The sequence below is a fragment of the Bartonella sp. W8167 genome (genome assembly GCF_016100335.1).
Lineage (GTDB): Bacteria > Pseudomonadota > Alphaproteobacteria > Rhizobiales > Rhizobiaceae > Bartonella > Bartonella apis.
The window spans coordinates 22,536-46,234 of the sequence record NZ_JACFSQ010000002.1 but is presented as its reverse complement, the minus strand read 5'-3'; the positions used below and the strand labels follow the sequence as shown (position 1 = coordinate 46,234).

The 23,699-nt window shown below is 47.4% G+C and carries 27 protein-coding genes and 1 tRNA gene; 1 reads left to right on the top strand and 27 read right to left on the bottom strand.

Features of this window, described 5'->3' with window-relative positions; genetic code table 11:
* Nucleotides 1-59: 59 nt before the first annotated feature.
* A tRNA-Thr gene (locus H3V12_RS06950) sits at nucleotides 60-135 on the top strand.
* 195 nt (nucleotides 136-330) lie between these two features.
* Here H3V12_RS06950 and H3V12_RS06945 read toward each other — a convergent pair.
* The 27 genes from H3V12_RS06945 to H3V12_RS06815 form a co-directional block, all read right to left on the bottom strand.
* Nucleotides 331-888 carry a hypothetical protein gene (locus H3V12_RS06945; protein ID WP_198214032.1) on the bottom strand — a complete coding sequence of 186 codons (558 nt, stop codon included), beginning with the start codon at nucleotides 886-888 and terminating at the stop codon, nucleotides 331-333.
* Between the two features lie 102 nt (nucleotides 889-990).
* On the bottom strand, nucleotides 991-2,529 hold the full coding sequence (locus H3V12_RS06940; protein WP_198214030.1) for a phage tail protein: 1,539 nt from the start codon (nucleotides 2,527-2,529) through the stop codon (nucleotides 991-993).
* On the bottom strand, nucleotides 2,522-3,205 hold the full coding sequence (locus H3V12_RS06935; RefSeq protein ID WP_198214029.1) for a phage tail protein I: 684 nt from the start codon (nucleotides 3,203-3,205) through the stop codon (nucleotides 2,522-2,524). Before H3V12_RS06935 ends, H3V12_RS06940 begins: the two co-directional genes overlap by 8 nt.
* On the bottom strand, nucleotides 3,198-4,334 hold the full coding sequence (locus H3V12_RS06930; protein WP_198214027.1) for a baseplate J/gp47 family protein: 1,137 nt from the start codon (nucleotides 4,332-4,334) through the stop codon (nucleotides 3,198-3,200). Before H3V12_RS06930 ends, H3V12_RS06935 begins: the two co-directional genes overlap by 8 nt.
* On the bottom strand, nucleotides 4,324-4,740 hold the full coding sequence (locus H3V12_RS06925; protein ID WP_198214025.1) for a GPW/gp25 family protein: 417 nt from the start codon (nucleotides 4,738-4,740) through the stop codon (nucleotides 4,324-4,326). The genes H3V12_RS06930 and H3V12_RS06925 overlap by 11 nt, the downstream gene beginning before the upstream one ends.
* A 65-nt stretch (nucleotides 4,741-4,805) precedes the next feature.
* The gene (locus H3V12_RS06920) at nucleotides 4,806-5,396 is read right to left on the bottom strand and encodes a phage baseplate assembly protein V (protein WP_198214023.1); all 591 of its coding nucleotides are present in this window, start codon (nucleotides 5,394-5,396) and stop codon (nucleotides 4,806-4,808) included.
* Nucleotides 5,393-6,538: a contractile injection system protein, VgrG/Pvc8 family gene (locus H3V12_RS06915; RefSeq protein WP_198214021.1), complete on the bottom strand. Its 1,146-nt coding sequence runs from the start codon at nucleotides 6,536-6,538 to the stop codon at nucleotides 5,393-5,395. The genes H3V12_RS06920 and H3V12_RS06915 overlap by 4 nt, the downstream gene beginning before the upstream one ends.
* Nucleotides 6,535-6,789, bottom strand: coding sequence for a tail protein X (locus H3V12_RS06910; RefSeq protein ID WP_198214019.1), 255 nt, complete (start codon nucleotides 6,787-6,789; stop codon nucleotides 6,535-6,537). Before H3V12_RS06910 ends, H3V12_RS06915 begins: the two co-directional genes overlap by 4 nt.
* 8 nt (nucleotides 6,790-6,797) lie before the next feature.
* A complete protein-coding gene (locus H3V12_RS06905) occupies nucleotides 6,798-7,280 on the bottom strand; it encodes a phage tail protein (protein ID WP_198214017.1) in 483 nt (160 codons plus the stop codon).
* Between the two features lie 2 nt (nucleotides 7,281-7,282).
* Nucleotides 7,283-9,979: a hypothetical protein gene (locus H3V12_RS06900; RefSeq protein ID WP_198214015.1), complete on the bottom strand. Its 2,697-nt coding sequence runs from the start codon at nucleotides 9,977-9,979 to the stop codon at nucleotides 7,283-7,285.
* A gap of 173 nt (nucleotides 9,980-10,152) precedes the next feature.
* Nucleotides 10,153-10,485: a hypothetical protein gene (locus H3V12_RS06895; RefSeq protein WP_198214013.1), complete on the bottom strand. Its 333-nt coding sequence runs from the start codon at nucleotides 10,483-10,485 to the stop codon at nucleotides 10,153-10,155.
* Nucleotides 10,486-10,596: 111 nt separating this feature from the next.
* The gene (locus H3V12_RS06890) at nucleotides 10,597-11,112 is read right to left on the bottom strand and encodes a phage major tail tube protein (protein WP_198214011.1); all 516 of its coding nucleotides are present in this window, start codon (nucleotides 11,110-11,112) and stop codon (nucleotides 10,597-10,599) included.
* Nucleotides 11,113-11,124: 12 nt separating this feature from the next.
* On the bottom strand, nucleotides 11,125-12,399 hold the full coding sequence (locus H3V12_RS06885) for a phage tail sheath subtilisin-like domain-containing protein (RefSeq protein ID WP_198214001.1): 1,275 nt from the start codon (nucleotides 12,397-12,399) through the stop codon (nucleotides 11,125-11,127).
* Entirely contained in the window at nucleotides 12,399-12,617 is a 219-nt protein-coding gene (locus tag H3V12_RS06880; protein WP_198213994.1) for a hypothetical protein, read from the bottom strand. The genes H3V12_RS06885 and H3V12_RS06880 overlap by 1 nt, the downstream gene beginning before the upstream one ends.
* 4 nt (nucleotides 12,618-12,621) lie before the next feature.
* Nucleotides 12,622-13,113, bottom strand: a complete 492-nt coding sequence (locus H3V12_RS06875) for a Gp37 family protein (protein ID WP_198213992.1) — start codon at nucleotides 13,111-13,113, stop codon at nucleotides 12,622-12,624.
* A complete protein-coding gene (locus H3V12_RS06870) occupies nucleotides 13,110-13,568 on the bottom strand; it encodes a DUF1320 domain-containing protein (RefSeq protein WP_198213990.1) in 459 nt (152 codons plus the stop codon). The genes H3V12_RS06875 and H3V12_RS06870 overlap by 4 nt, the downstream gene beginning before the upstream one ends.
* A gap of 5 nt (nucleotides 13,569-13,573) precedes the next feature.
* Nucleotides 13,574-13,963 carry a hypothetical protein gene (locus tag H3V12_RS06865; RefSeq protein WP_198213989.1) on the bottom strand — a complete coding sequence of 130 codons (390 nt, stop codon included), beginning with the start codon at nucleotides 13,961-13,963 and terminating at the stop codon, nucleotides 13,574-13,576.
* A gap of 9 nt (nucleotides 13,964-13,972) precedes the next feature.
* Nucleotides 13,973-14,914, bottom strand: a complete 942-nt coding sequence (locus tag H3V12_RS06860; RefSeq protein WP_198213987.1) for a major capsid protein — start codon at nucleotides 14,912-14,914, stop codon at nucleotides 13,973-13,975.
* 20 nt (nucleotides 14,915-14,934) lie between these two features.
* Entirely contained in the window at nucleotides 14,935-15,258 is a 324-nt protein-coding gene (locus tag H3V12_RS06855) for a DUF2190 family protein (RefSeq protein ID WP_198213985.1), read from the bottom strand.
* 22 nt (nucleotides 15,259-15,280) lie between these two features.
* Nucleotides 15,281-16,417 carry a hypothetical protein gene (locus H3V12_RS06850; protein WP_198213983.1) on the bottom strand — a complete coding sequence of 379 codons (1,137 nt, stop codon included), beginning with the start codon at nucleotides 16,415-16,417 and terminating at the stop codon, nucleotides 15,281-15,283.
* A 232-nt stretch (nucleotides 16,418-16,649) separates the two neighbouring features.
* Nucleotides 16,650-17,480 carry a trypsin-like peptidase domain-containing protein gene (locus H3V12_RS06845; protein ID WP_198213981.1) on the bottom strand — a complete coding sequence of 277 codons (831 nt, stop codon included), beginning with the start codon at nucleotides 17,478-17,480 and terminating at the stop codon, nucleotides 16,650-16,652.
* Nucleotides 17,481-17,626: 146 nt separating this feature from the next.
* Complete coding sequence (locus H3V12_RS06840; RefSeq protein WP_198213979.1) at nucleotides 17,627-18,058, bottom strand: hypothetical protein; 432 nt, start codon at nucleotides 18,056-18,058, stop codon at nucleotides 17,627-17,629.
* 20 nt (nucleotides 18,059-18,078) lie between these two features.
* Nucleotides 18,079-18,600 carry a phage virion morphogenesis protein gene (locus tag H3V12_RS06835; RefSeq protein ID WP_198213977.1) on the bottom strand — a complete coding sequence of 174 codons (522 nt, stop codon included), beginning with the start codon at nucleotides 18,598-18,600 and terminating at the stop codon, nucleotides 18,079-18,081.
* An 89-nt stretch (nucleotides 18,601-18,689) separates the two neighbouring features.
* The gene (locus H3V12_RS06830; protein WP_198213975.1) at nucleotides 18,690-19,961 is read right to left on the bottom strand and encodes a PBECR2 nuclease fold domain-containing protein; all 1,272 of its coding nucleotides are present in this window, start codon (nucleotides 19,959-19,961) and stop codon (nucleotides 18,690-18,692) included.
* 3 nt (nucleotides 19,962-19,964) lie between these two features.
* On the bottom strand, nucleotides 19,965-21,530 hold the full coding sequence (locus H3V12_RS06825) for a DUF935 family protein (protein WP_198213973.1): 1,566 nt from the start codon (nucleotides 21,528-21,530) through the stop codon (nucleotides 19,965-19,967).
* Nucleotides 21,527-23,206, bottom strand: a complete 1,680-nt coding sequence (gene terL, locus H3V12_RS06820) for a phage terminase large subunit (protein WP_198213971.1) — start codon at nucleotides 23,204-23,206, stop codon at nucleotides 21,527-21,529. The genes H3V12_RS06825 and terL overlap by 4 nt, the downstream gene beginning before the upstream one ends.
* Nucleotides 23,193-23,699, bottom strand: a complete 507-nt coding sequence (locus H3V12_RS06815; RefSeq protein WP_198213969.1) for a DUF1804 family protein — start codon at nucleotides 23,697-23,699, stop codon at nucleotides 23,193-23,195. The genes terL and H3V12_RS06815 overlap by 14 nt, the downstream gene beginning before the upstream one ends.

Sequence of the window (23,699 nt, the reverse complement as noted above, 5' to 3'; positions counted from 1 at the left end):
TTCGGTCAAGCTTTTAGCTATCACCCGTTACCGGTTCTGTTATAAGAACAAGACTCTGTGCCGCATTAGCTCAGTTGGTAGAGCACGTCATTCGTAATGATGGGGTCGCTGGTTCGATTCCGGCATGCGGCACCACCTTGATTTTATGATCTTTTGATTGTGTTATTTCATTTTCTTTTTTGTCGTCTGTCGTCGGTTTCCATAGATAAAGGTGACAGAAAAACTAATCATAACAGTGTAGCGCGCCACGATTTTTGAGACAGATTCACATGATATTTGAGACAGCGTGCGTTAGATTACCCTTTCACTCATCATCATTCTGACGCACATTCAGGCCGACAATGCATTTGGCCATTTGATTGAGGCAAAGACTGCCTGTGCGGCTTCCTCTGTTTTCGCATCGGCAATAGCAGCTTTTGCTTTTAACCGAATGCCTTCAATAGCAGCACCAATCTTTTCCCAAATTGCAAAAGCATAGGTTACCGTTTCAGCCACTTCAATCATTGAAGACCCGTCAATTCCAATGCTTGCTCGTAATAATGGATATTCATTTTCATCGGGCGTCGTTACATTTTTCGGATCGGCTATATGAGCCGCATATTTTTTCGAATAGTCAACTGCTTGATTAAACTTTTCGGTGTACGTCATCGACTGCCCGACGCCGTTCGTTATGTATTTAAGACGTTCTTTTTCTGCGGCGACATCAACCCGCGCTTTTAATGCTTCTTTTGTTTCATCCAACGTTTGTGGAAACATTCGAAGACCATAACCGGCCAAAACCTCTGCCAAAGCTTCATCCGTTTCTTTCCCATCTTCGTTTTTTGGCCACGACGTCGGTAAATTTCCGGCGGCTTTCCATGCCGAAAAATCTTTGTCTTTTTCGTCCACAACGGCTTGTCGGCTGCTTGAATAAACCCGGGGCCGATCGCTGGATATCCAATACCAATTATCTGCTCTAAACATTTGCTGACCTTGCATTATTATAAATTATTATGAAATAACACCACCCGTGGCCGTCATACCTTCGATGTCGCCGGGAATGAAATTGGCGTTTTGCCCATTAAGCATAATCACACCATTCGTATTTGCGACGAAGCGTCGCCCGTTGCAGGTCCCTTCCAACATAGTGCGGCCGGGGTCTATATATACAAGACCATTAGCTGCCGCATAAACATTTGCAACAGAAACAGAACAGTTGTACTCAATGCGACTGGTTTGAATATCAGCCAATTCCGTCACGCCTAGACGTATTTCGCCTTTTCTTGCATATAAAGCCGCCAAGCCCGTGCCGGTTATTTTGCAATTGCCGGCAACCGCAATATTGCCATTGTAACTAGCAAGCGCGGTCGAATTTACGCCAGCCATAAGGAGATGGCAGTCTTTGATATACAAATTGTTGCCGCCCGTGTAATAGATGCACTCAAAATTTGCCCTGACAGTTAACCCTTCAAGAATCACGCCATCCGTTGCAATGTTCGCCCCGCGCATACTTGTTTTTGTCGCATCTATAATAACCTGGTCGGGGGTGTTAACATTTCCGGAAATGCGCCAACCACCAATAAATGACGGGGGGACAGAAAAACCATCGTATGTGCCGCCCGGCGCAACAATTAAATTAATCGTTTTTGATGTCATATACCGTTCGATCAGCGCCTTGATCGCACCATCAATCGTTCGAAAGCTTTCCTTTAGCGAAAAGCCGGTATTCTTGTCGTCGCCGTCCGGCGAAACATAATAGGTGTCGGTTGGCGGGGTGGTTAGTCTGGAATACCGTTTATCGAACAGATCTGTTAATGGTACATAGACGCCGGCGATCTTGATAAAGATGGAACCATCTGGAAGCCCGATGCCATGCCCGTCGCGAGAATTAGAAAAAAGCCATTTTTGCCCAGTCCATTCGGCTATCTGTCCGCCCTTGTCTTTCCAGTCACCTTTTGCACCGGTGGGAATAACATAAGTATCACCCTGATTGTTGCTGCTCGGCGGGGTGGTAATATCCAAGGCCTTAACCGGTAGCCATGGCGTATTCATCAATTGCCAAGCTGGAATGCGGCGCGTCTCGACATATTCACGGGTCGCCCAAAGAATGGACGGGTCAACCAGCACAACGACTTGTGCCTGCTCACCAATAACCAGTTGGAATTCATAATAGACATCTTCCAACTGGCCCTCGGCGCTCGTGGCTTTGTAGTATGGTGCCGGTTTTACGACCGCCAACATATCACCGTCGAAGTCAAAGAGACCAAATTCACGCATCCAAAAGCCGCCAACATTGTGCGGGATGATGGCATTAATAATAATAGCCGCAGGATTTTTGGGATCAGTTACGACTGAGTCTAATTGTCCACGCCAAACTTCATTCATAAGACCAGTGTCGCTTGGCAAGGGATTGGTTTCGACGCCGTTTCCGTCACCGATAGCAAAACTTGTAAAAACAACTTGGCCCTTATTCGCCGCTGCGGCCGCGATCTTATACTTTCCCTTGTCGGTTAGAAGTGTGAAGTAACGTTGGTTATTCTTATCAGCCATAAAGGCCTCCTTTTGCCAATACGCGAGTGCGCTTAAAGGCGTATGCACCGCCGCCTATATATGAATGGATACTATGTTTCTGATTGCCCAATTGCGGGCCATTAATACGGATTTTTCGCGATTGTTGAGAAACTACGACCGGATGGATAGTGTTCTGGTTTGAAAGCCCTATGAACATTTCAACGAATTGGCTTTTTCGTGCGTAATTCTCGATGGCACGCCGTGCGATCTTCTGCATCCGTGGATCCAGCAAAACGTCCTGTGCGTCAAAAATTGCCTCTCGAGGAAACACCACGGCGCGGTGTGTGCCAGGCTGTCCTTTCGGCTCGCGTTCATACCACTGCGTCCAACGTACTTGCATCCCTAAAAGTGAAAGTACCAGGCGTATACCGTATAGCGTCCCTTTAGCTTCATGGATTTCATACCAACGTTTTAGAAGCCGCCTTTGGATAGTTTCTGACAATCCAGGTTCAATCAAGTCCTCGAGGGACAATTCTCTGGTGAGCGCCGGTAGACTGGCAGCGGGTGCGGTGTCAATAAATTCGGCCAGAACCAGCCGAAAATCAACGCCATCCAAAAGCGCGGCCGAGGCCTCCATCAATGGCACGTTAAAAGCATCACGCACGGCAGGCGGCAATGTTTTCGGGTCAAGGCGGGTCTTGCTTTCATCAGCCATCGGTGAGCCTCATTTCAATGGTCACGTCGGCCTTGGCCATAAATTGCCATGGCTGCAATTGCTGAAAGACAAGATTCTGCACATCTACATCGAGGACGCCGCCAATATGCTTGATTGGGTCAGCCAAATCGGACGGTGCGATAATGCCACCCAGCCTTTCGCGCCATGCGGTTTTAACGTTGTCAACCAATGTCTTGGCTTGGGCTTCGATAACGCCAGCGGCCGCACGGCAATAAATGACGACATGCGGGGCGCATGTGAGGGCATCACAATTTTTCATCGTCACTTGGTCGCCAAGCGGTCTGATCGTTTCGGGGTCTAATGCGGCAAAAACCTGGTTTTTTAAGGCGGCTCCTGCATCACCTTCGGCGGTCAAAACGTAAATGTCGATAAAACAAGGTTGCGGCCGCACGATCGCACAATCAACGATCTGGCTAGAAACCCCCATCACGGTTTCACGATAGCCATCGGCGGGGCCTGCGCGGCTGATACGCTCCGGCGCGTTGGCAATGCGCAAGCGCCAAGCTTCAAGCGGTTCTATATCTGAGCCGCCATCAGGCGCGCTGTTATTTGTCACAGCAACACCGGCAATGGGATCAAGCAAAGAGGTGATGCTTTGCGCCTTAAGGTCATTTGGCCGTGCACCAGCGATATCGGCCAACGCTAAAACATCAACGGCTGTTTGACCGGCACCGATGATCGCGTCGTCTTGCGTTAGAAAGATGTCATTGCCATTGCCACCTCTAACGCGTGTGCCAGCCGGAATGAGAACGTTCTGATTGCGCCGATCGGTCAATGAAAATGTCAACAATACGCTGGCCTTAGATGCAGGCAAACGCGGTGTCCAACGGTTTGCGGCAAGTTCGGTCAAGCCGCTTTCACTTGCATATGCAACAAGATAATCGAGCGCCTGCGCCTGTGACTCCTGCATCGCCAGAGAAAGCCCATAAGCCCAGGTTTCAATGAGGTACATTTCGACTTGTGCGTTATATAATTTGCGCCCCGTTTGCTTTTCAAAATAGTCGATCATCCGGTCGCGTATTTTGATCGGGTCGGTTTCATATATTTGTGGCGTCGGTGTGGTTGCCAGCGCTTCCAAACTATAAGTACCAGGACGATCAGTTCGCATAAATGCCCCCATGTCCCAGCTTTATATTGACGTCAAAATTCCGGAAGTCTTCAAGAACGCTATTTTTCGGTCGCCATGGAATCGTGACTTTCCAATGATGAACATCAAGGGGCGTTGCCACGACTGTTCCAACTTCTATGCGCGTGATCCACGCCGTGATGGCGTCCCATATTTTTTGGCAGATCAATGGTGTTGCTTCTACCGAGGGCAAATCAATAAGCGGCATCAAATCAACACCTTTGGGTGGATTGGTTGGCACCGAGCCAATCATGGTATTCAGGAGTATCGTTATTTCCTGTTCTATATCTGAAAAATCGGTCGCAATTTCACCGGAAGCCAAGTCGCCATTTTTTGCAACAAGGCTTTTTTGCCAGTGAACAAATGTGATTTCGCTTCGATCAATCATGCGCCAAATTTATGCACATGAGCAGCATGAAAAACACGGGCATGTTGCCCGTGACGTTTTCGATATTATGGCAGAGGATCACCCGTTTGGCCGTCGCCGGTGTGCACGCCGGAGTGGTGATGATCCGAACCGACGTTCTTATTATTATGGCGCAAAGTACCGTTTTTGAATTCGGCGTCACCATTTTGCGAGAAGTTGCCGGTTGACTTCACCGTGCCATCACCGCCGATAACAAGGCCAGCTCCGCCCACTGTAAGACTGATTGAATTTGCTGTAATCTCGACCTTTGCAGCTCCGATCTCGATTGTGTAGGGGGCTGTTTGTTTAACATTATAAGTGCCACTTTCTTTGTCGTAAACTTCTTTGCGGCCGCCCTTCATTTGTTTCATCACAAGATTGGCGTTATCTGTTGGTGGTTGATCGACATCTGAATACATCGCACCTAAAATTGTGCCTTCTTCACCCCGATCATCTGTCAGGCAATTCACCTGAGCCCCAACCTCGGGCATCGCATAGGACTTGCTGTCACTTGTGACTTGCTGATTGACGTTAAGCCACCAGCTGGTCACACCATCCTGGTCGGTAAATTCGACGCGGGCAAGGCCACGTTTGCTATCGACTTGCCTGACAATTCCATTGCGAAAGTTGCTTTTCATTTGACAATACTTCCGTCAGCTTTGACTTCACCTAAATCATCAACACCATCGGTAATTGACGGCTTGGCACTATTTCCTTTTTTCTTCGCTTTCTTTTTTATGGCTTTACCGTCTTTGATATTTTTGCCTGTCGCGTGTTCGAGTTCAATCGTTGTTTCATAGCCTGAGCGATTTTGCTTATGTTCACTTTTTACAATGAGATAACGACCATCAAAGACACCAAAACTGGTAAGTTCGATCACGGCTCCAGCAACAAGCGTTGGCAAACCAACAAGCGTCAAAGAACCGGTTATCTTTTGTGCATTCTTTTTATCAAGACGGCTTTTTGCCAACCGTTTTGCCTGTTCCTCATTTTCAACACGCACATCCAGTTTGACAACATCGCCGGATTCGGTAACCAGACCCAAGTCATCGACACTCGATGCCTCGGCACCAACCAATGACTTACGTCGCGGGTGACTATATTTGACCTGTGCTTTTTTAGCGGCTTTGTGGTCCGCGAATGAAAGTTCATAGCTTTTCAAGAGCTGCCCGATATGAGCAATTCGATCAATGGTAAACACCGGGTCACGCGCACGCAAACCGTCACGAGAAGTAAATACAAGCGTTTTGCCTTTGACTGAAAAATAATGGCCGTAATCATCAGCTAAACGTTTCAAAAATTCCAAATCACGCTCGTCATTTTGGGTCACGCGATCAAAGTGTATGTCTTCAATCTCGCCTTCGACTTCAAGATTATGTTTGGTTGCAATCTTATCCACGATATCCGAAAGGTTCTGATCTTCATAGGCAACTGTATTGGGAGTACGTAAGGCATCTGTTTTGGGAGTTGCCAATGCCTTTATTGTGATTGTGTCTCCGCCGCTATCACCAGAAACCGACCATTCGTCCACTGTAAAGCGACCGGCAAAAACTTGTTCGTCATCATAGCCATACCAGACTTCCATAACGTCGCCATCTGATGGCGCATAAGCGCCCATCCATTGGCCGTCCGAATTATGCATGGTCAACTGACATTCGTCGCTTTCGCCGTGACGATTATCTGTATAATCAATTTCAGTCGTGTAGCCGCCAAATTCTGCCGTCACGTCCAAAGACTGATATTTGACGAAAAATGCCGGTTTTCTTATAGAATTTATCATAGCCCTCTCGAACGCTTCCAAGGCGGCAATAAACGATCATCAACAGTCGTTCTTTTTGTTAAAAGCGGGATCTTTAATGTCATTCCGGCTGGCAAAATTGCTGGCACGGCAAAGCCATTAAAAAGCGAGCGGTTTTCTTCAATAAGTTTGTTTTGCAAACGAATATCACCATAAAACCGGTAGGCCAAACTGTCCCACCGATCGCCGTCGCGGGTAAAATATTCGAGATAAGCATTTTGTTTTGTTCCCATTGCTAACTCTATTTTTTCGCTGCCGGATTGGCTTCAACACTGCCAAAACCCGCGCCGGTGCGGATGTTATTGATAACGGCATCCAGCGGGTTCATAAGCGGCGCTTCAATCAATGTCATCGAGCATTCCATACGAACAACTGTGCCGCCGCGTTTCGTCGTCTTCAAATTGTCTTTGTCCAAACCCTCGACCACATAACGAACGCCAGAAAAGCCGGTTTGCGTAACAAATGGCATCGGCGTTTTTGCAAGATAAGCAGTCCATAACCGTGACCACTGGTTTGTGGGGGTGCAAAATGTTTCGTCGAAGAAAAAACCGAAAGTCCGCTCGTCTAACTCTTGGCCAATTTCTTGCAGAACAGGTTTGCCACGAATAACATCATGCCGCGCCCACGTATTTTTATGCTTGAGTTTGTCGGATGTCGGGCCGGTCAGATAATCGTTTGAGCCAAATGTGCCCAGTATTATGTCGCCCAAATAACTCAATAACATGATCAATACTCCCGCCGTTTTTTCGCCGCTGCCACTTTATCCAGCATTGACGGCAATTTTGCTTGCAATTCGGCAAGCGCTTGACGCATAACGTCGCCCATTTCGCGGGACGAGGCATTTCCCGCTACATTGATAACAGGCGCGTAATTGATTGACACCGTTCCATGTCCACCGTTATTGCCCCCGGCTGGAAGCCCGGCAGATAATGCCGGCCGCATTGGATTGATTGTTGATGAAAATGGTCCGGACAAAGCGTTGCGCATTCCGCTTGTTACCCTTTCGACAGCAGCAATTGCCGGCGCGGGTTTTATTGCTTTGGCAAGAGTCTCGGAAAAGCGAACCCTATTTAAATCGGACAGCGGGCCGCGTTTGGCGGGGCTGTGCGGTAAGTAATCCCGAATTTGTCCAACAACATCACGGGTAGCAGCGATTGCGCTGCCGGCACCGTTACGAATTCCTATTGCAAATGTCCTCATCAATGCGGCGCCGTGACTTTCAAAATTTGCAGCCGCTAAAACACTTCGGGCAGCAGAAATTGCAACAGAAAACGCCCGTTCGATCCCCCCCGCTTTCGCTATCGTTTCAGCTGTTTTATCTTGCAGCCCCGTCAAAGCCGCCTTGGTGTTAGAAAAATCGATTGCCGAGAGTGCTTCGAGCTTTCCCGATAGTTTTTCGACTTCAGCATTTGCCGCAGAGATGGCAGCCGGATCTTGCGCGACAATGTTGACCGCAGCTTCTTTGGTGCCGCCAGAAAACAGATCTTTAACAAACTTCCAAGCGCCACCAATGGTCGTAAAAACGCTTTGTATTTTGCCTTTTGCATCATCAAACATTTTGACGATGTTATTCATGACAACTTGAACAGTGTCGGATTGTATAATGTTTTGCCAGCTGGGAAAATCCGGAATAAAATCAAGCCAATTAAGGGGTGAAAGATAATTTAACCAGCTTAATACAGTTAAAAAATTGTCCCAAGAGAAGATTGAAATCACTGTCTGCCAGCCAGGAAAGCCCGGAATGAATTCAACCCAGCGGATTGGCACCAAATAACTGAACCAATTGATAGCCGTAAACACATTGTCCCACGAAAAAAGACCTTTGACCCAATTCCAAAAATCCGCAAAAATCTGCTTGGTTTTTGCCCATATATTTTTAAACCACGGGCCAATCTTGTCCCAATTTCTGTAAATCAAATAAGCACCAGCTGCGATGGCTGCTATAGCGGCGACAACCCATCCGAGTGGAGTTGACATGAAGGCAATGCCCATCGTGATAAAGCTTTTTGTGACCAACCCGATTGGTGTCAGCAAAAGGCGAAAAGCCGCGCCAAGCCGGCTAAAATTGTTCAGTTGCGCAAAAAGTGCAATAGCCTTGCCGCCGATGCCGATAAAAACACCAATACCTTGAGCCACTTGTATAAAGCCCATGGCCATTCGCGCCAAAGCCGGCACAACCGGCAAAGCAAGCAAAATGATAGCCATATTTTCCCACCCGCCGACATAGCCGGATATTTTATCCAACACATTAAAAATGGCTTGCCCCGCGATGGACAGCTTTTCAACCACCGCCCAGGCGACTGTCATTGTTGCTATTAAATCCCGGGAAATATTTTCGCACCACCGGTCGATGGTTCCATCAGCGCCCCACCGATCTATGAGGCTCACCACCATGTCGAGCTTTTGCGTGAGAAAATCGAACAGGCCGCTGTTCATGATTTTCAATTTCGCGTTGTCCCACGCGTCGGTAAGCTTCCACATCAACCCGTCCCAGGTTTTGCCGAAGGCAGCACTCGAACCGCCAAAGCGGGCGCTCACAACTTTATCGATCGCAGCCGCATTGCTTGACCGGTTGCCGGCAACTGCTTTATATTTTTTCATGCGGCCGTCTTTGCCAGCGAACATATAGTCAACATATTTCCCGTTCTTTTTGGCGGTAATGCCGAAAAGCTTTAGCGTTGACAAATTACCCTTGATTGCGCCGGTATAGGCCTTCGCGGCCGTGTCGATATTTTTTCCAGTTCCGGCTGCCATATCGGCAATATTTTGCAGTGACCCGTTGGCCGGATCGATTCCCACATTTTTCAATTGAATGTAGCTGTGTGTTAGGTCTTCCAGGCCATATGGCGGCAACTGTGCTTTTTCAATCCAGTCCATAGCGATTTTTGCTTCTTCGGCCGACTTGGTGACGCCCTTCATCGCTATTAAAAGGGTTTGATATTTCCGCGCTTCCTTTGCACCGGACATGCCGGCCGCAAACGCAAATGAACCCGCTGCTATTGCTCCACCACCGAGCAACGCGCCATATTTGCCGACGGACATGCCACCGCCGGCTATATTTGTAAGACCTGTGCCGATCCGATAACCTGCACGTCCACCTTTGAACGCTTGTAAATTAATCCACCGCTCAATAACTTTATTGAGCCGGCCAACCGCCATTTCTTCCGCCCGCCAACCTTTTACACGATTTGCCGAGAGCTGCTCCATTTTTGCGCCGGCGGCGGCATGAGCTTGTTCGGCTTTTGCTGCTTTTTCGCTTGCAACGGCTGCTTTATCGGCTGCCTTTGCGCTTTTTTCATAGGCGTTAGCAGCTTTTTCCGCGCCCCGAAGCGCGGAATCGTTGAAGGTTTTTTCAGCCTTTGAAACAGCCGAAATGGTTTTCGTGGCTTTGTCCACTGCCTCGAGGATAAGTGAAAATTTCATCTAAATCCCTCGCTTTCAACCATTTTTTGCCGCCTCGATGGCTTCCTGTTCTTTTTTGGCGCTTGAAACAGCAATGTTAAGCCAGTAAAAAAACTCACAACTCGATAATTGCATTAGAGTGTTGAAATCCCAACCACGCGTTACAAGCCACTCGATATCCTGCGCGGCTGGTATTAAGGGTTTTCCTGGTTGTCTTCCTCTTCGTTACCGAAAAATTCGCCCAGAAGCTGAAAATAATCACGCCCGTTAATGGCTTCTTCGATTTGGCCAATCGTCCAACGTTCGCCATTGAAGAGGCAAACACGTTGGATTAACGCGAGTTGCATCATCCCCGCTTTGCCGGCGGCAATGCGCTGCGCTGCTTGCGTGTCTGAAATGTGCCAATCTTCGGGTATGGTAACTTTAATCTGCGAACGCTCCAGAACAACATCATGTGTCGAAAAGTCCGGTTTCAACTTTACAGTCTGTGTATTCTGCGTGCCTTCGCTTTTATTTTCTTCGCTCATAATATTTGCCTTTATTTAGCTGTTGGAAAAAAGGCCGGGCAGCGGGAGACGGTTCATCTGCCCGGCCAGCCGCGTGGTGCCCAAGGGATAGCAGACGCGGCAAATGAAAAGTTATTGCGGCCAAACATCTTTGCCGTTGATGCGATGAATACCGGCAAAAAGGTCGTATTCAAAAATTGGTGTCGACGAACCGGAAAATTTTTGCACCAACGAAGTAATTGAAAGGTCGTAACTTGTTGTTGCCGCTTCACCGAGCTTAAAGCTTGTGTCACCTTTTTTAGCAGGCAGTGTCGTGACTGTGGAAATAAGCCGACCCTGTTTTTCCTCATCAAGGCCTTCCGCACCGAAAATATCGAGATAACTATTGAGCGTAAATTTGCAGGCCTTTGTAGGGTTTTTCAGCCGTGCATCAAGTTCGAGATCAGGATATTGCAATTCTAACGTTGCTTTCAACGCATCAACCGCGCGGCTTGGTAGTTCCAAAACCCCAATCTGACCGAGCGTTTCATGGCTCACCATTTTGTAGCCAATTTCGCCAATTTTGAATTCTTTTACCCGACCTGTCAGTTTATTGTCATCGAGGTATAGATAGCCGTTGGTTATTTGGCCAAGTTGTATCGGATTCATTGGTTAACCTCCTTATGCGGCGAGCCCAAGGGCATCTTTAATGAGATTGATGTCTAGATAGCTTTCAACGGTCAGCCACTCCATCGGCGCCACCGGTGCTAACTTCAAGTTGTAATAGAAGTGCCCATCAGCGACATCGCGCGCTGTCGTTTTGGTACGGTCGAAACTAAAACGCCCACCGTAAAGAACACCTTCGCCTTCTTTCTTCCGCAAAAATGCGTTCACGTCATCTTCGACCTGCTCAATTCCCAAGTTGGTTGCGATGGCATCAATGCGTTCCTGAAGGTAATACACAGCCGATTCATGAATCATATCAATTGTGCGGCGCGTTTGAATGAAACTGCGCTGGCTGATATCCGAAGGAAAAGCCGCCGATCGGTTCCCGTAGGCACGAAAGCCACGGCCATACATATTCATGACTGTAACAATGCCGACTTCGTTCAACGCATTGGTGTCGGACGATAAATCACCCGGATGGTAAGAGATATCACGTTCCATTCCGACAACATCCGTCATTGTTTTGTTGGATGGCGAATAATGATAGCCTTGCGCCAGATCCGTGGCGACAATCACGCCCGCAAAATGTTGGCTGAATGGCTGGTTAACGACATCATCCACAACCGGATCATATGCTTTTACTTGCGGATAAGTAAGGATAGACCGATCGGAGGCGGTATTATATTCGCCACCAACCCCGCGTGAAGCGACAGCCTGCTGGATCGTTAAGCCTGCCGGCAGGTCGGAAATATCGATAGCGTGAATTTTATTGGAAATAACATTCATGCCTGTGCGCACACCGATGTGGGTTGAAAATCGCGGTGCCAGCAAAATTTTCGGGAAAAACCCGAGCTCGTTAAAAGTGCCATAGGCAAGTTGAAAACCGCTTGCTTGCCCCGCTTCGTCGAACCCGCCGACGATATCGGAAGCAACCACCATTGACGGGTCCGGCTTGCCATCGTCATTTTTGTGTTTATCCGGATCAAACACATTGACCGCGATAATCGTGCCGCCACCTTGGCCATCCTGCACCTTATTGAAAATCGCGCTTATCGCTTCCGGCAAGGTGTAGCCCGCTTTTTGTGGTCCAAGCAATGAAACGGCTTCTTTTTGCGAGCGGATGACAAGTCGTTTATTAATCACGTTTTTACGCTTTTCCGGTGTATCGTAAATGTCCTCGATCGGAGCCGTACCGACAATAAATGTTACAGCCGATTTTACGTCACGAATAATGCCGGCGCCTTCGCGTCTTTCAATAATTTCGGGACCATGGTGAAAATTAACAGACATTATTTGGTATCCTTCTTTTTTACGACAGTCGGCAGTGTTTGTTTTTGCGGCTCTTCATCAACCGGTGCAAATAGGCCAAGGTTGACTAAAATTTTTATTTCGTCATTCTCGGCTGGCAGCTCGTAATTTTGACCCGGCACAAAATTACCGTCGAAAATCACTTTGCCTTTTTCTTCAATTTTACGGGCTTGTAACCCGCCCAGATATTGAAATTTCATGATGTCAATTCCTTTCAAAAGCGGGATTTTCGGCCGCATCAAAACGTATATCAGCGACCGCCGGAATATGGTGGGTGAAGTCAAGGACATAGCGCCAGCCGCCGTCGATGCGGGCGTCTAGTTTGTCAGATTGAATTAAAAATGGTGTCGCGCCGCATAAAGACTGTCCTTGAAGAGCCAGTCTTACCGCCTCTATGGCGCTATTGGCACCAATATCACCTTTGTTTTTGCCTCTTAACGACCGAACAAGCACGTAAACTTGCCAACGAATTGTGCGGCGAGGGGCATAGGCACTTGATGGTGCATCATCATTTGGACCATAGCTTGACCCCGTGTAGAGGACGAAAACAGCACCGCCATCACCTTGCGGAAAATCATATTCCTCGGCGCGATCATCAAACGCTTCAATTCGATTTATTTGTTGCGGCAATTGTTGTTTAAGCGTGCGAATAATTGCTTTCTCGATATGCGTCAGCATGTCTGTTATTTCGGTCATAAGTACCCCCCAAAAGCCTTTTTCATGCGCGAGGCCGGCATAAATCCCGTTACCGTTTGCCCATGGGTACCAGGCTCCGGTTGTTCGCCATCACCGTCCGCATCAAGTGTGATTTTTCCGGCTGAAATATCTTTTAACGTTGCGATCGCGTCTTCATATCGTTGCCGCACTAAATCCGACATCGATGACGATTGACCACCTTGGCCGCGCAATTTGTAACGGGCAATATCGAATGCTATGTCTGCCAAAATCGGCGGTATTACCGTAAAATTTTGCCGGTAACGGGCACGCACATAACCGTTAATGAGATCATCGGCTGACAATAAAACGGAAGTTGCACGTTCAAGATCAAGCGTGCGGTTGTCCCGCCCGCCTGTACCGAGAAGTCCGTCGGCTTCAGTTTCACTCAACCGATTTGCAAATTCTGCTTCGGAAAGATATTTCGGTTCGGTCATCTCTGTTATGCCTTTTTGATGACGTTTGTCGAAACAAGCTCGTCAACAACAGCGTCGTCGGCTTGATCGAGCGATATTTTGGCGCCGATTTCATTCCGTTTGCCGTTTATTTTGACCGGAAACAACACTTCATAAAGCTGCGCTTTCGCGGCCTTTTTATTGTCCTTTTCTGTCGATGTTTGGGCGTTTTTAACGTCCTCTTTGTTTTGTTGCGGCTTTGACGGTACGACAGTGGCATTCGCCGCCGTTTTCTGATCAACGGTCTTTTTATCGTCCTTTGCTTTCGATGTTTGAGAATTTTCAACGTCAGCTTTGTTTTGTGGTGGCTGGTCCGACGCGGCGGTGATGTTCACCGCCGTTTTCTCGCCGTCCGCCTGTTCAGGTTTTTGAGCCATCACACCCTCTCACGCTACATTCTTGAAAAGGAAGCCACCTTCCGCGCCGGTGACATATGGGCGATATTCTTCCGTATACGGGTAGATCCATGATTTGGTTGAGCGCTCGTCATAAGGTGCCTCGACGATCGGGTAACCGGAAAGCCGATAAGTGTACCCGAAGGCCGGTATCATGTAGTTGCCGCCCTTCGGCACATAGGCCAAAACAGCATCATTGCCCCAAACGTCGGAAGCAGGTTCCACATCATCCGCATTGTCGGCCAGCGCGACCGCTTTACCAACAAGAACGGTATCGAGGTCAAAATACTTGGCAAGCAGCACGCTTGTAATACTTTCCGATGACGTATACTTGAACTTTTCTTTGACAGCGGCGTGGTCTTGCAACGCGTTAAATGCAGCAGGCCCCAACACAAGCGTGTTAGGATCGCGCCCAATCATGCGACGGACTGCTTCTTTTGCGTTTTTCACGTCCTGTGCCGGCTTTGATGTTTCAGCCGACCATTTGTCCGAACCCGCAAACGACATTTTGTTATCCGTCGCGTAAATTGCAGGGTCGCGCACCAAGTTGGCAATTTCGACCTCGCGGCCCAGTCCGATGATGTCCTGCACTGTTCGGACGGAAGTTTTGGCAAGATCAATGCCAGGAACTTTTGAAGCATCCTGCTGCAATTCATAAGGCACTTGAGCTTCCAGCGATTCCTGCTTCAGTGCAATCGGATCGCTTTGATAGCCGAATTGAACACGTCGTGTTTGCGACCCGGGTGCCCGGCGCGTGTTAAGGGCTCGGCGGAAAGCATCTTTGCCGAAACGAATAACACGCATCGAGCGGTTCGGAATATCGACGAATGGTAGCAAAGAAGTACCAACAAACTCACTATTTATGTAGCCGCGAGATTGGGTTGTCAGAACTGGATCAATCACTTGCGCCTGCCGGCTGGTCATTTGTGACATTTAAGGAAACCTTTCAAAAATTAGCGAATAAGAACGGTGACGGTTGAACCAACTCCGCCGCTCGACAGCGCAATGCCAAAACTATCGGCGGTTGCTACAATCGGTCGGCCATTATCGTCAGCCGACAATTTGTCTCCGACATTAACGCTGGCACCGGCGACCAATTCAGCAACACCAACCGCAAGCAGAGGAAAAGCCGAGCCTTCTTCTGCATCACTGATTGCGACACCCAACACTGAATCTGCCTTCGACGCCGGTTTACCTGACGGGCTTACAAGCTGTCCGGCGGTTATTTTTGCGCTTGCAATGACAGTAAATTGCAGCGCCGCGATTGTTGTTTTCATTTTTTACCTCTTTGTTAGAAAGTTAAAAATCGCCGGATTCAGCAGCTTTAACTGCGTCTTCGTATGAAATGGTTGGCGTTTTTCGTTGAATCCTTAGCGCCGCGTTATGGATTTCCAAACGGTCCGGATCGACTGAATAATTATCCGGTGCGGCAAAGCTGACGTTTTCTGTTGCCCCCGATTTCGGCAATGCTTCGCCGAAATGCACAATTTCCGGCTGGTCCGACAAAATTTGGCGGAAAATGTCGCCTGGTTTTTGCTGACTGTCAGCAAAGTTTACAGCGGTGGCACCCATATCAACCGCATCAAGGACGCTCACAAGTTTGTCTTTGTTGACAGGAAGAAGGCTACCTTTGGCAACCAAAGTATCGGCAAAAGATGAATTTGCAACGTGGACCGCTTTTTTCTCGCGTTCGGCAATTTCCTTTTCGCGCTCGGCAATTGCGTGTTCGCGTTCGCTAAAAGCCTTTTCTGAAAGAGAAGTATTTGCTTTCTTCTTCTCTTCGTCATTATCGTTGACAGGCGGCAGCTTTGGCTTTTTCACTTCTGCAATTTTATCGCCATTATCGTCTTCGCTGTTATCCGCCAATATTTTAGCCGCTTCGTCATCAGTCAAAAGTGCTGCTTGTTCTGCACCAAACTTTTCAACAAGCCAGTTTTTGAGCCGGGCCAATATGCTTTTATTGTCGTTCATTTCGCTAAAATCCACGTTTAAAGTTGTTACGTTAGTTGTTGCACCGGCAAAGCTGACAGGCTTTAGGCCCGGTATTGCCGGTGCAGCAGCGCCCAAAAAACCCACATGCCTAAGGTAAAAGTGTCCGGGTTTTGGGTTGGCAGGTGAACAGGGTTGAAAAAACGAGGCGGATATTTTTTTATATCGGCCGGCCTTTACCGCCTCGGCAAAATTGCTTTCAATCTTGTCAAGATCGGCAACGAGCCTTCGTTTCTTTCCGTCGTAATTCAGTGACTTAACCCACGCATAAGCCGGTGCGGTCGTGTCCGGATGACCAATTACAACCGGTGCGTCATCGTTACGATACTGGCTGGCAATATCGGCCAAGACTTTTTCAGAAAATGTAATGGTCTGGCCTTCCATCGACTTGAAACAGCCGGGCCTGCAAATTTCAACCGAGATTTTTTCGTGTGTGTTATCCATCATGCGCCAAAATGTATCGGCATGATCGGTATGAAAACACGGGCACATTGCCCGTGAGTTTATTATTTTTTTAATGGAAAAACAGAAAGTTTGGCTTTTGAATAAGCAATTAGCCGCATTCTTGGGGCAGCTTTATTTATAACGGCGTTTCTAACGGCCATCTAACGCGCATAGGCGCGTTTTATGCAAATTTACGGCTCATTCTTCATGAAATTTCTAAAGTCACGCTGGCGGCTTAAATTTTCATGATTTTGTTATAACACAGTTCAACTGTTTCTTGGACCGTTTTTGCTTTCTCGACTACTCCCAAATTAAGTACCTGTTCGAAAAACGGGACAGACCTGTTTGTCGTCGGTGCAGGAATAATCTCTATTTTCGTTGGTTTTCTTTCAATATAAACGCCGGATATAACTCCCAAAAAGAGCATCCTTGGTACTCCAATTCGAACGCCCCTTCGATTACTATACCAGCTGTCATCATTTATAAAAACGGGACTGCCGCTTGATCCGGGAAAAACTGAAGCATCAATTAAAAATTTTGGTTCTCCGTTAAAATCGATTGTTAAAAGACTAGCCGTCGTTCCGCTACGAATGATTGGTAAGTGGTTGACCTCATCCCACATGAAGTTCGGGTAACCAACAAAAGTTATACGTTCTATAGCAAATAAATCTTCTAACCCTTTTTGATCAGGTATCAGATTTTCGTTAATAAAAGAAAAAATTAGATCTCTATCTGGTCCTTTATAAATCTGACAGCCTACTAAATCAACGACTTGAATATCAACATTCTCCGAAGGGTGACCGCATGAGTATTTTTGCAAATAGTCTCCATCCAATCGCACTGTTGCCAAGGTGCCATAATCCAACTTACCATTTTTATCTTTCGTAAAAAGCTTGAATTCGACCTTTTCAGCATTTTTTAATAAATGCTTATTGGTCACCAGATAGACACAGTTCTTACACGTATAAAAAAAACCTGTTCCAACCGTCATGCGACCGTCATGCGTATAAACGCTAATGCGAGTAGTACAAAATACCATTTTATCACTCGCTCTTTCATTATTCATTGTTCAGTCTCCACGCATATCCATTCATCAATGGCATCTATGGCAGCTTGCTCGTCATTTTCTCCAAAGCCAATATATGGCCGAGCCGAAATAACAGCTTTTTTTATAAATAGCCCGCCAGTGCTATCCGAAGCTTAAAATCATTTTTAATTTATCGGGAATTTCATATTTACGAAATCGACTATTATTTTAGGTCCCCAAATACCCGACGACCAACTCAAAAGAATAGAGAAACCGTTAAAAATAATCCGGCTCCCCTCACTCTCTAAATCTATTGTTGTGTATCTTTCGAGCATGGCATAAATCATATAATTTATAACTGCACATAGATACAGGGTCCATGCACAAAACCCAATATAATAAAATATTTTAAGCATTATCGTATCATAGCGCTCGATCGCTAATTTTAATGCAGCAAGAAATACAATACTTTGAAAGCTACAATATACAGCGTCATAGAATTTTTTCAGGTTTTCGCTTGTAACTAACCGATCTTCGACACTTACAGGCGTCAACAACATTGTCTCCAATGTATCCATTGTTTTTACAAACATCTTTTTTAATTTTAACCACATCATTGCGCACTCCAGTGATGGTCTTAGCTATTCAATTCATCCTCTACATCAAACCAATCTTCTATTGAATCCAATGCAGCTTGCTCGTCTTTTTCGCCAAAACCAATATATGGCCGGGCCGGAATAACAGCTTTTTTTATAAATAGCCCGCCTTCACCGCCGGTTGGAATGCGCAAGGCCTTTTTATCTTTAGGAACAATAGTTGCACCGAACTGGTGAACCGCTGCATCAATCGTATTCGGCCCAAGTTTTAAAACATTGCCATCAACCTGATAAACAATCGACCCTTTCAATCGGCCCGTCCGGTTTAAGATCGGCGAGCTTGAGCCGCGCAATTTTTTCGTGAGTTCACTTAACGGCTGCCATTTATTGCCTTGTGGGTCTGTCTGTGTCTGGAAACGCTCGAATGTGGTTTCCAGTAATGCCTCACCGACATTTGCCAAGGCGCCACTCACATCCTTGGCTTTTTCCAACAAATGATCAAGGACACGATCGACACGTTGCTGTTCGCCGTCAGTAAAAACCAGCTTGATCTCGACTGCCATTTGATTTTCCGTCCATTTTATATTATCTTAAAAGGTGGAAAGGCCATGCTGCGTAACCGGCCACCAAGGCCAGACCTTAAGGGCAATTGTTACGAATTGCCCTTTTTTGTTGGCCGTCGGTAAAGTAACTGGCCGTGTCGTTGATTTTCTATATATTTTTCGCGCTTTCCTGATGATACGTCATCGATTGGAAAAAGCGTAGTGCCCGACCACCCGTCCTGGCCCCATTCAAAAACACCGACTGCCGGTGTCTTTTCATCAAAACGCAAATAACGGCGGCGCAAAACTTGCCTGCCCGTTGTCTTCATGGACTCAAAATCAACCCAAATTTCATCCGGATCTATTAACGCTTGAAAAGCCTTCAAGAGGTTCTGCGCGCGGCCTCTTTTTAACGACTTCCATTTACCTGTCGCTGTCTTAAACATCGTTTCGCCGATAGGAATGGCATATCCAGCTTTGTCACGTATCAGAACAGCGCCATTCTCTCCACGTTTTGCGCCAACAAGTGCAAGGATCGCATCAACATAATATTCCGCTGGCTTTCCATCTGGCAGCGTGCCCACATTTGACGGCTGTGCAATATCACGGAGCGGGTGTTGTTGCAGGGGATCCGATGCACTGCGCAATGGATTAAGTTCGTCTTGCAATTCTGGCGGTATGAGCCCTGAAGCCCAATTAGCACCGGGGGCATGATCCCAGCCAAAACTGATGCCATTCGGAACTTCAAGCGTTTCACCTGTTTTCGGATCTTTTACTTTTCGATACGTCAATACCGGCGTTTCATCCGGCCCTGTCTTGCCCAAGCGTTCAAGCTGGCGGCGTGATAGCGGCTGCACACCGCACGAACACCCCCAGCCGTTCGGCGGGTAAATGACCCGCCAAATCGGATTGTTCCAGTCAAGCACTATCCCGTCGAGCGCAACATGGTCTTGGCGTGGCATCTTTGGAGTTCTTAAAAAGCCATGCTTATATTGCCAAAAAGGCCGCACCTTGACCATTTTCGGGTCAGTCATTTGTTTCCAACGGCCCGCAGCATATGCCGTGCGAATATTTGTTTCAAAAATCACACGGGCGCGCCATGCACGGCCTTCCAGTGTTTTTTCGCCAGTCCAGCCGGTCCAGCCGTGTTTGGCTACAATGGCTTCAAATTGATTGGCAAATTCTTCCAACCTTTTTCCGTTTTTTAATGCATCAATAAGTGCGTCCTTCATGTCGTTCAAAAATGCATCTTTTGTCGCTCCGGCTATAACAAATGCACGGTCATGAGCGCGGCCTTCCAAATCACGCCAATGTTTTGTCGGCTGCCTGACCTTTTGGCGGAAATAGTCAATGGCTTCTTGAAAAGGTGTTAAAAAGCCCATTATTTAAGCCTCTACCACGTCTGATTGGCCTTTTGCTTCAGCTGCCACCAACGCAGAAGCAAGCGTGTCGGCAAAGGGCGTCAGCTGAAGGTCAGGGTAAAGAGTCAAGATTTTTTCACTGAACGTTTGAAGATCTTCGCCGACGTCAACCGACTTTTCCAATTCCTTTTTTATAAGATCAATCCAACCGCCAAAAATCGGCTGCATTGATTGATCAAGCTGTTCGACCAACGTCGAAATGTCGTGATCTTTGTCATGGCCGGCATCATTGTCATCACTGTCAGGAGCTGCAAAGCTACTCTGCTTTGGCTCACCCGTAGTCTGTTTTGGTTCGACCATTTCTTTGTCAAAAATTTCGCTAAATGTCGCGGCAAGACCGGCAGCCGGTATAAAACCGAATTGCCGGGCCTGTGAAATATTGTCCATCTCGGCTTTGGTGGCGGCAGCACGCTTTTGGCGCAAGTCCTCAATTGCCGTCTCGTTTTTGGTACGCGGACGCCAAACAGTGGGGTATGGCGCTCCTGGCATATTAAGATCGATAATCCACTTAACGAGTGTGTCGGATATAGTTTCGCACACGGCGTCTGCATCACCATCAGCCAGTCCATCCGAGACTTCCAGATGTGTTTCGCTGGCTGCGCGGCTACCATTTCCATCAAGTGATGTGGTTAGTGTTTCGCCGAGAACTGTTATAGATGATTCTTCGTCCCAATATCTGCACCACTTCTCATATGACATTGTTTCCGAATGAGAGGATTCGAGAAATTCAACTTCAGACCCGATTGGCATAACAAGAACACCGTTTTGTGCCAAATTCATGAGCATTTGCACAATCTTATCGACTTCTTCCGGTGGGGTGCCAAGAGGATATTTTCCTAAGGGCGTGGGTGACGTAAATTTTTCCAAAAAATGAGACCAAAAACCAACGCCTTCTCTTTTAAAAAGGACATTCCAGAACAGTATTCGCCCAAGCCCCCGCCCATAGGGATCAGAACCGTCACAATCGTGCCGATGAACGATAAATTTCCGCGCTGGCAAGGAAATACCTTCAAATGGTTCTTCAGGTGTTAAAAGGCGCAAGTTCCATTCATTATCAAAAGCAAAACGTGCGCATCTGTGTTTCTTTATTGTTTCCGGTAAAATGAGATTGTTTTTATTTGCCCAGATAACTTCACTCACCGAAAAACCGAAAAGTGTCGCATCGAGGAGGTCTCCGGTGATACGATCAAAGGCTATTCCCTTAAGGGCCTTTTCCAATAATTGAGCGGCAGCTTGTGCTTGCGCGTTGTCGTCGTCCGCGGCTTTAACAACCCACTCGCGCGATGTTACTTTGGCTTTCCTTTTTTCGAGAAGCGCCTTGACACGGCCATCTTTTTCGACTTCTTCATACAGCCGGAGCCCGCGGCCATTGCCCTTGGCAAACAAAGTCGCATCTTGCGGGCGCAAAACATTACCATAATTTTGAATCGTTATGTCATTTGCGACGCTTGCTATGAGACGTGTCATTTCCGTTGAAATGGATTTGGTTTTCCGTCCGTTTTCGGCTTTTTTTGTCATTTTTTTTATCACAGCCGATATCCTTTCAGCACATCATTTGCTCCGCCCGCTTGCGGTGGAACAGCACGTATTTGGCTCATATCTGTTGATTGCGAATAACGAATGGCATTGGTAAAAAGCATCTCCAGCGCATCAGGACCATCGTCGTGGTCGGAATTAGGCCATTGCGTCAATTGTTCGATAAGTGTTGTTTGGGTTGCATGAAAACGGATTGTGCCGGCCGCTATGGCGGGCTGTAGCCGCTCGATACGCAATGACTTGTCGGACGTGTTATTAATCGGCACTGCCGGCAAATAGATGCCCTTTTGAATAGCGTAATTCATGAGTTCTGTTCGGAAAAACTCTTGAAACTGCACGCTTTCCACGAGCCACAATTGGCAGTGATATTCAGTTTGCAAGGCGATAGCGTCATTAATAATCATATCAGGCAAGCGTTTGCGTATAAGCGCCTCTACCACGTAAAGAACAGGAGAGCGTTCACTTCGGTCTAACGCGCCGACAAGTAATGCTGATGGATCGCGCGTTTTTCCCTGTTTTCCAAGCGACGGATCAATGGCTGCATAATATCGCCAGTCTGTTTTTTTCTGAACCCAATATGTAAGATTTTTGAACGGCGCGTTTTCAGCAATTGGCTCACCTTGTTGTTCGGTAGCAAAGGCTGAAAGACTTTCGGCGCGTTGCATCATGAGTTGTTCAAGCGACTGCATATCCGGCCAGTTCAAAACCGCGCCTTCATCCATATCCTCTTTATTTGCTTTATAATAATCATGAGCGGCACCTTCGCCATCATTACGCAAGATTTCTTCCCACGTTTCCCATTTGGTCATATTGTTCGGCATTTTCATCAGCGCTTTAAATCGTGCCAAGTGCCAGGCCGGTTTTCTTGCCATCCGCAAAATTACTGCGTCGTGATGCAAAACCGTGCCGATATAAAAAAGATTCATACTGCCATCGGCTGCACCCAATTTTAAAACCGCACGCAACAGCCACGTCTCTAACTTATCGCGTTGTTCGGGTGAACGGACATTTTCATCATTTTCGATGTCATCAAGAACAACAAGGTCGGGGCGAAAAGGTCCATGGCGGCGCCCGCGCAATTTTTGTCCGGCGCCAACCCCTTCAATACGCACGCTGTTTTTTAAAACGATTTCACCTTCACGCCAGATGCGTCCTTTTCCTGTAAATTTTGGAAAATCCATTGCAAGTCGCGGGTTAGATTCAAGTTCCGCCTTGATAGCTTCTAACGCCAACGCGGCTTGCGCATAAGCATCCATGACAATGATTGTGTAATGGGTAAGTCCGGTAAGAGAAGACCAGATCGGGAAAATCAGGCTGACTAACGTGGATTTGGCAGCGCCACGCGGTGCCACCACAATATCATGGGCTCCTTTTTCTCGGCCGACAACAGCCGGCAAGCGCGAAAAAAGATGTTCGTGCAACAAGCTCGGCTTTTTTGTGAGATAGTGCGGGAAATAAGTGGTGGCAAAAAATTGGAAACCATTTTTCTTGTCCAGTACTTTTTTTATGCGCGCCGCTTTTGCCGCTTCTCCGGGTGCAAAACCTGACACACTTGCTTCAATTGAAACGCGCATTTCATCGGCAAGTTTTGCAAGCTCCGTTTGAAAATCTTTAGCGGTTAAACGCCTGGTCGAGCTTGGCAACAAATTTTCGAAATTATTTGCCATCATACGCCTCAGCAAGTTCGTCGCCAAAAGGTTCTAAAACGTCCGAAATCACATCGGCCAATTCTGGCTTTTCGCGCGCAACAAACTTGATCAATCTCTGTAAAACGTCATACGCGATGCCCAATTCCGAGAGTTTCGGCGCCGCACGACGTGCTGCTGCGACTGTTTTGTTAAAAGCGTCCGATATGGTTGCCAAAAGCTTCACTTTTTCGGCAGCTGATATGCTGTTATCTTCTTTCAATTCATCCATGACCGCTTGAAATTGCACTGTAAAATCTTCAAGCGACTGAGAAATAAGAGCTGATAGGCCTTCACCATCCACAAGAGCGGCCGATCGCGCCTTATCCCAGTCGTCACCGGCTTCTTTTGCCTCTCTTTTCCATCTGTTGATGGTTGCAAGCGAAACACCGGTCACGACAGAAATAGACGTCATTGCAAGGCGCTTGTGCACGTAAGCAGTTCTCGCCTCCCTTTTCGTCGCCTCATCATGTGCCAT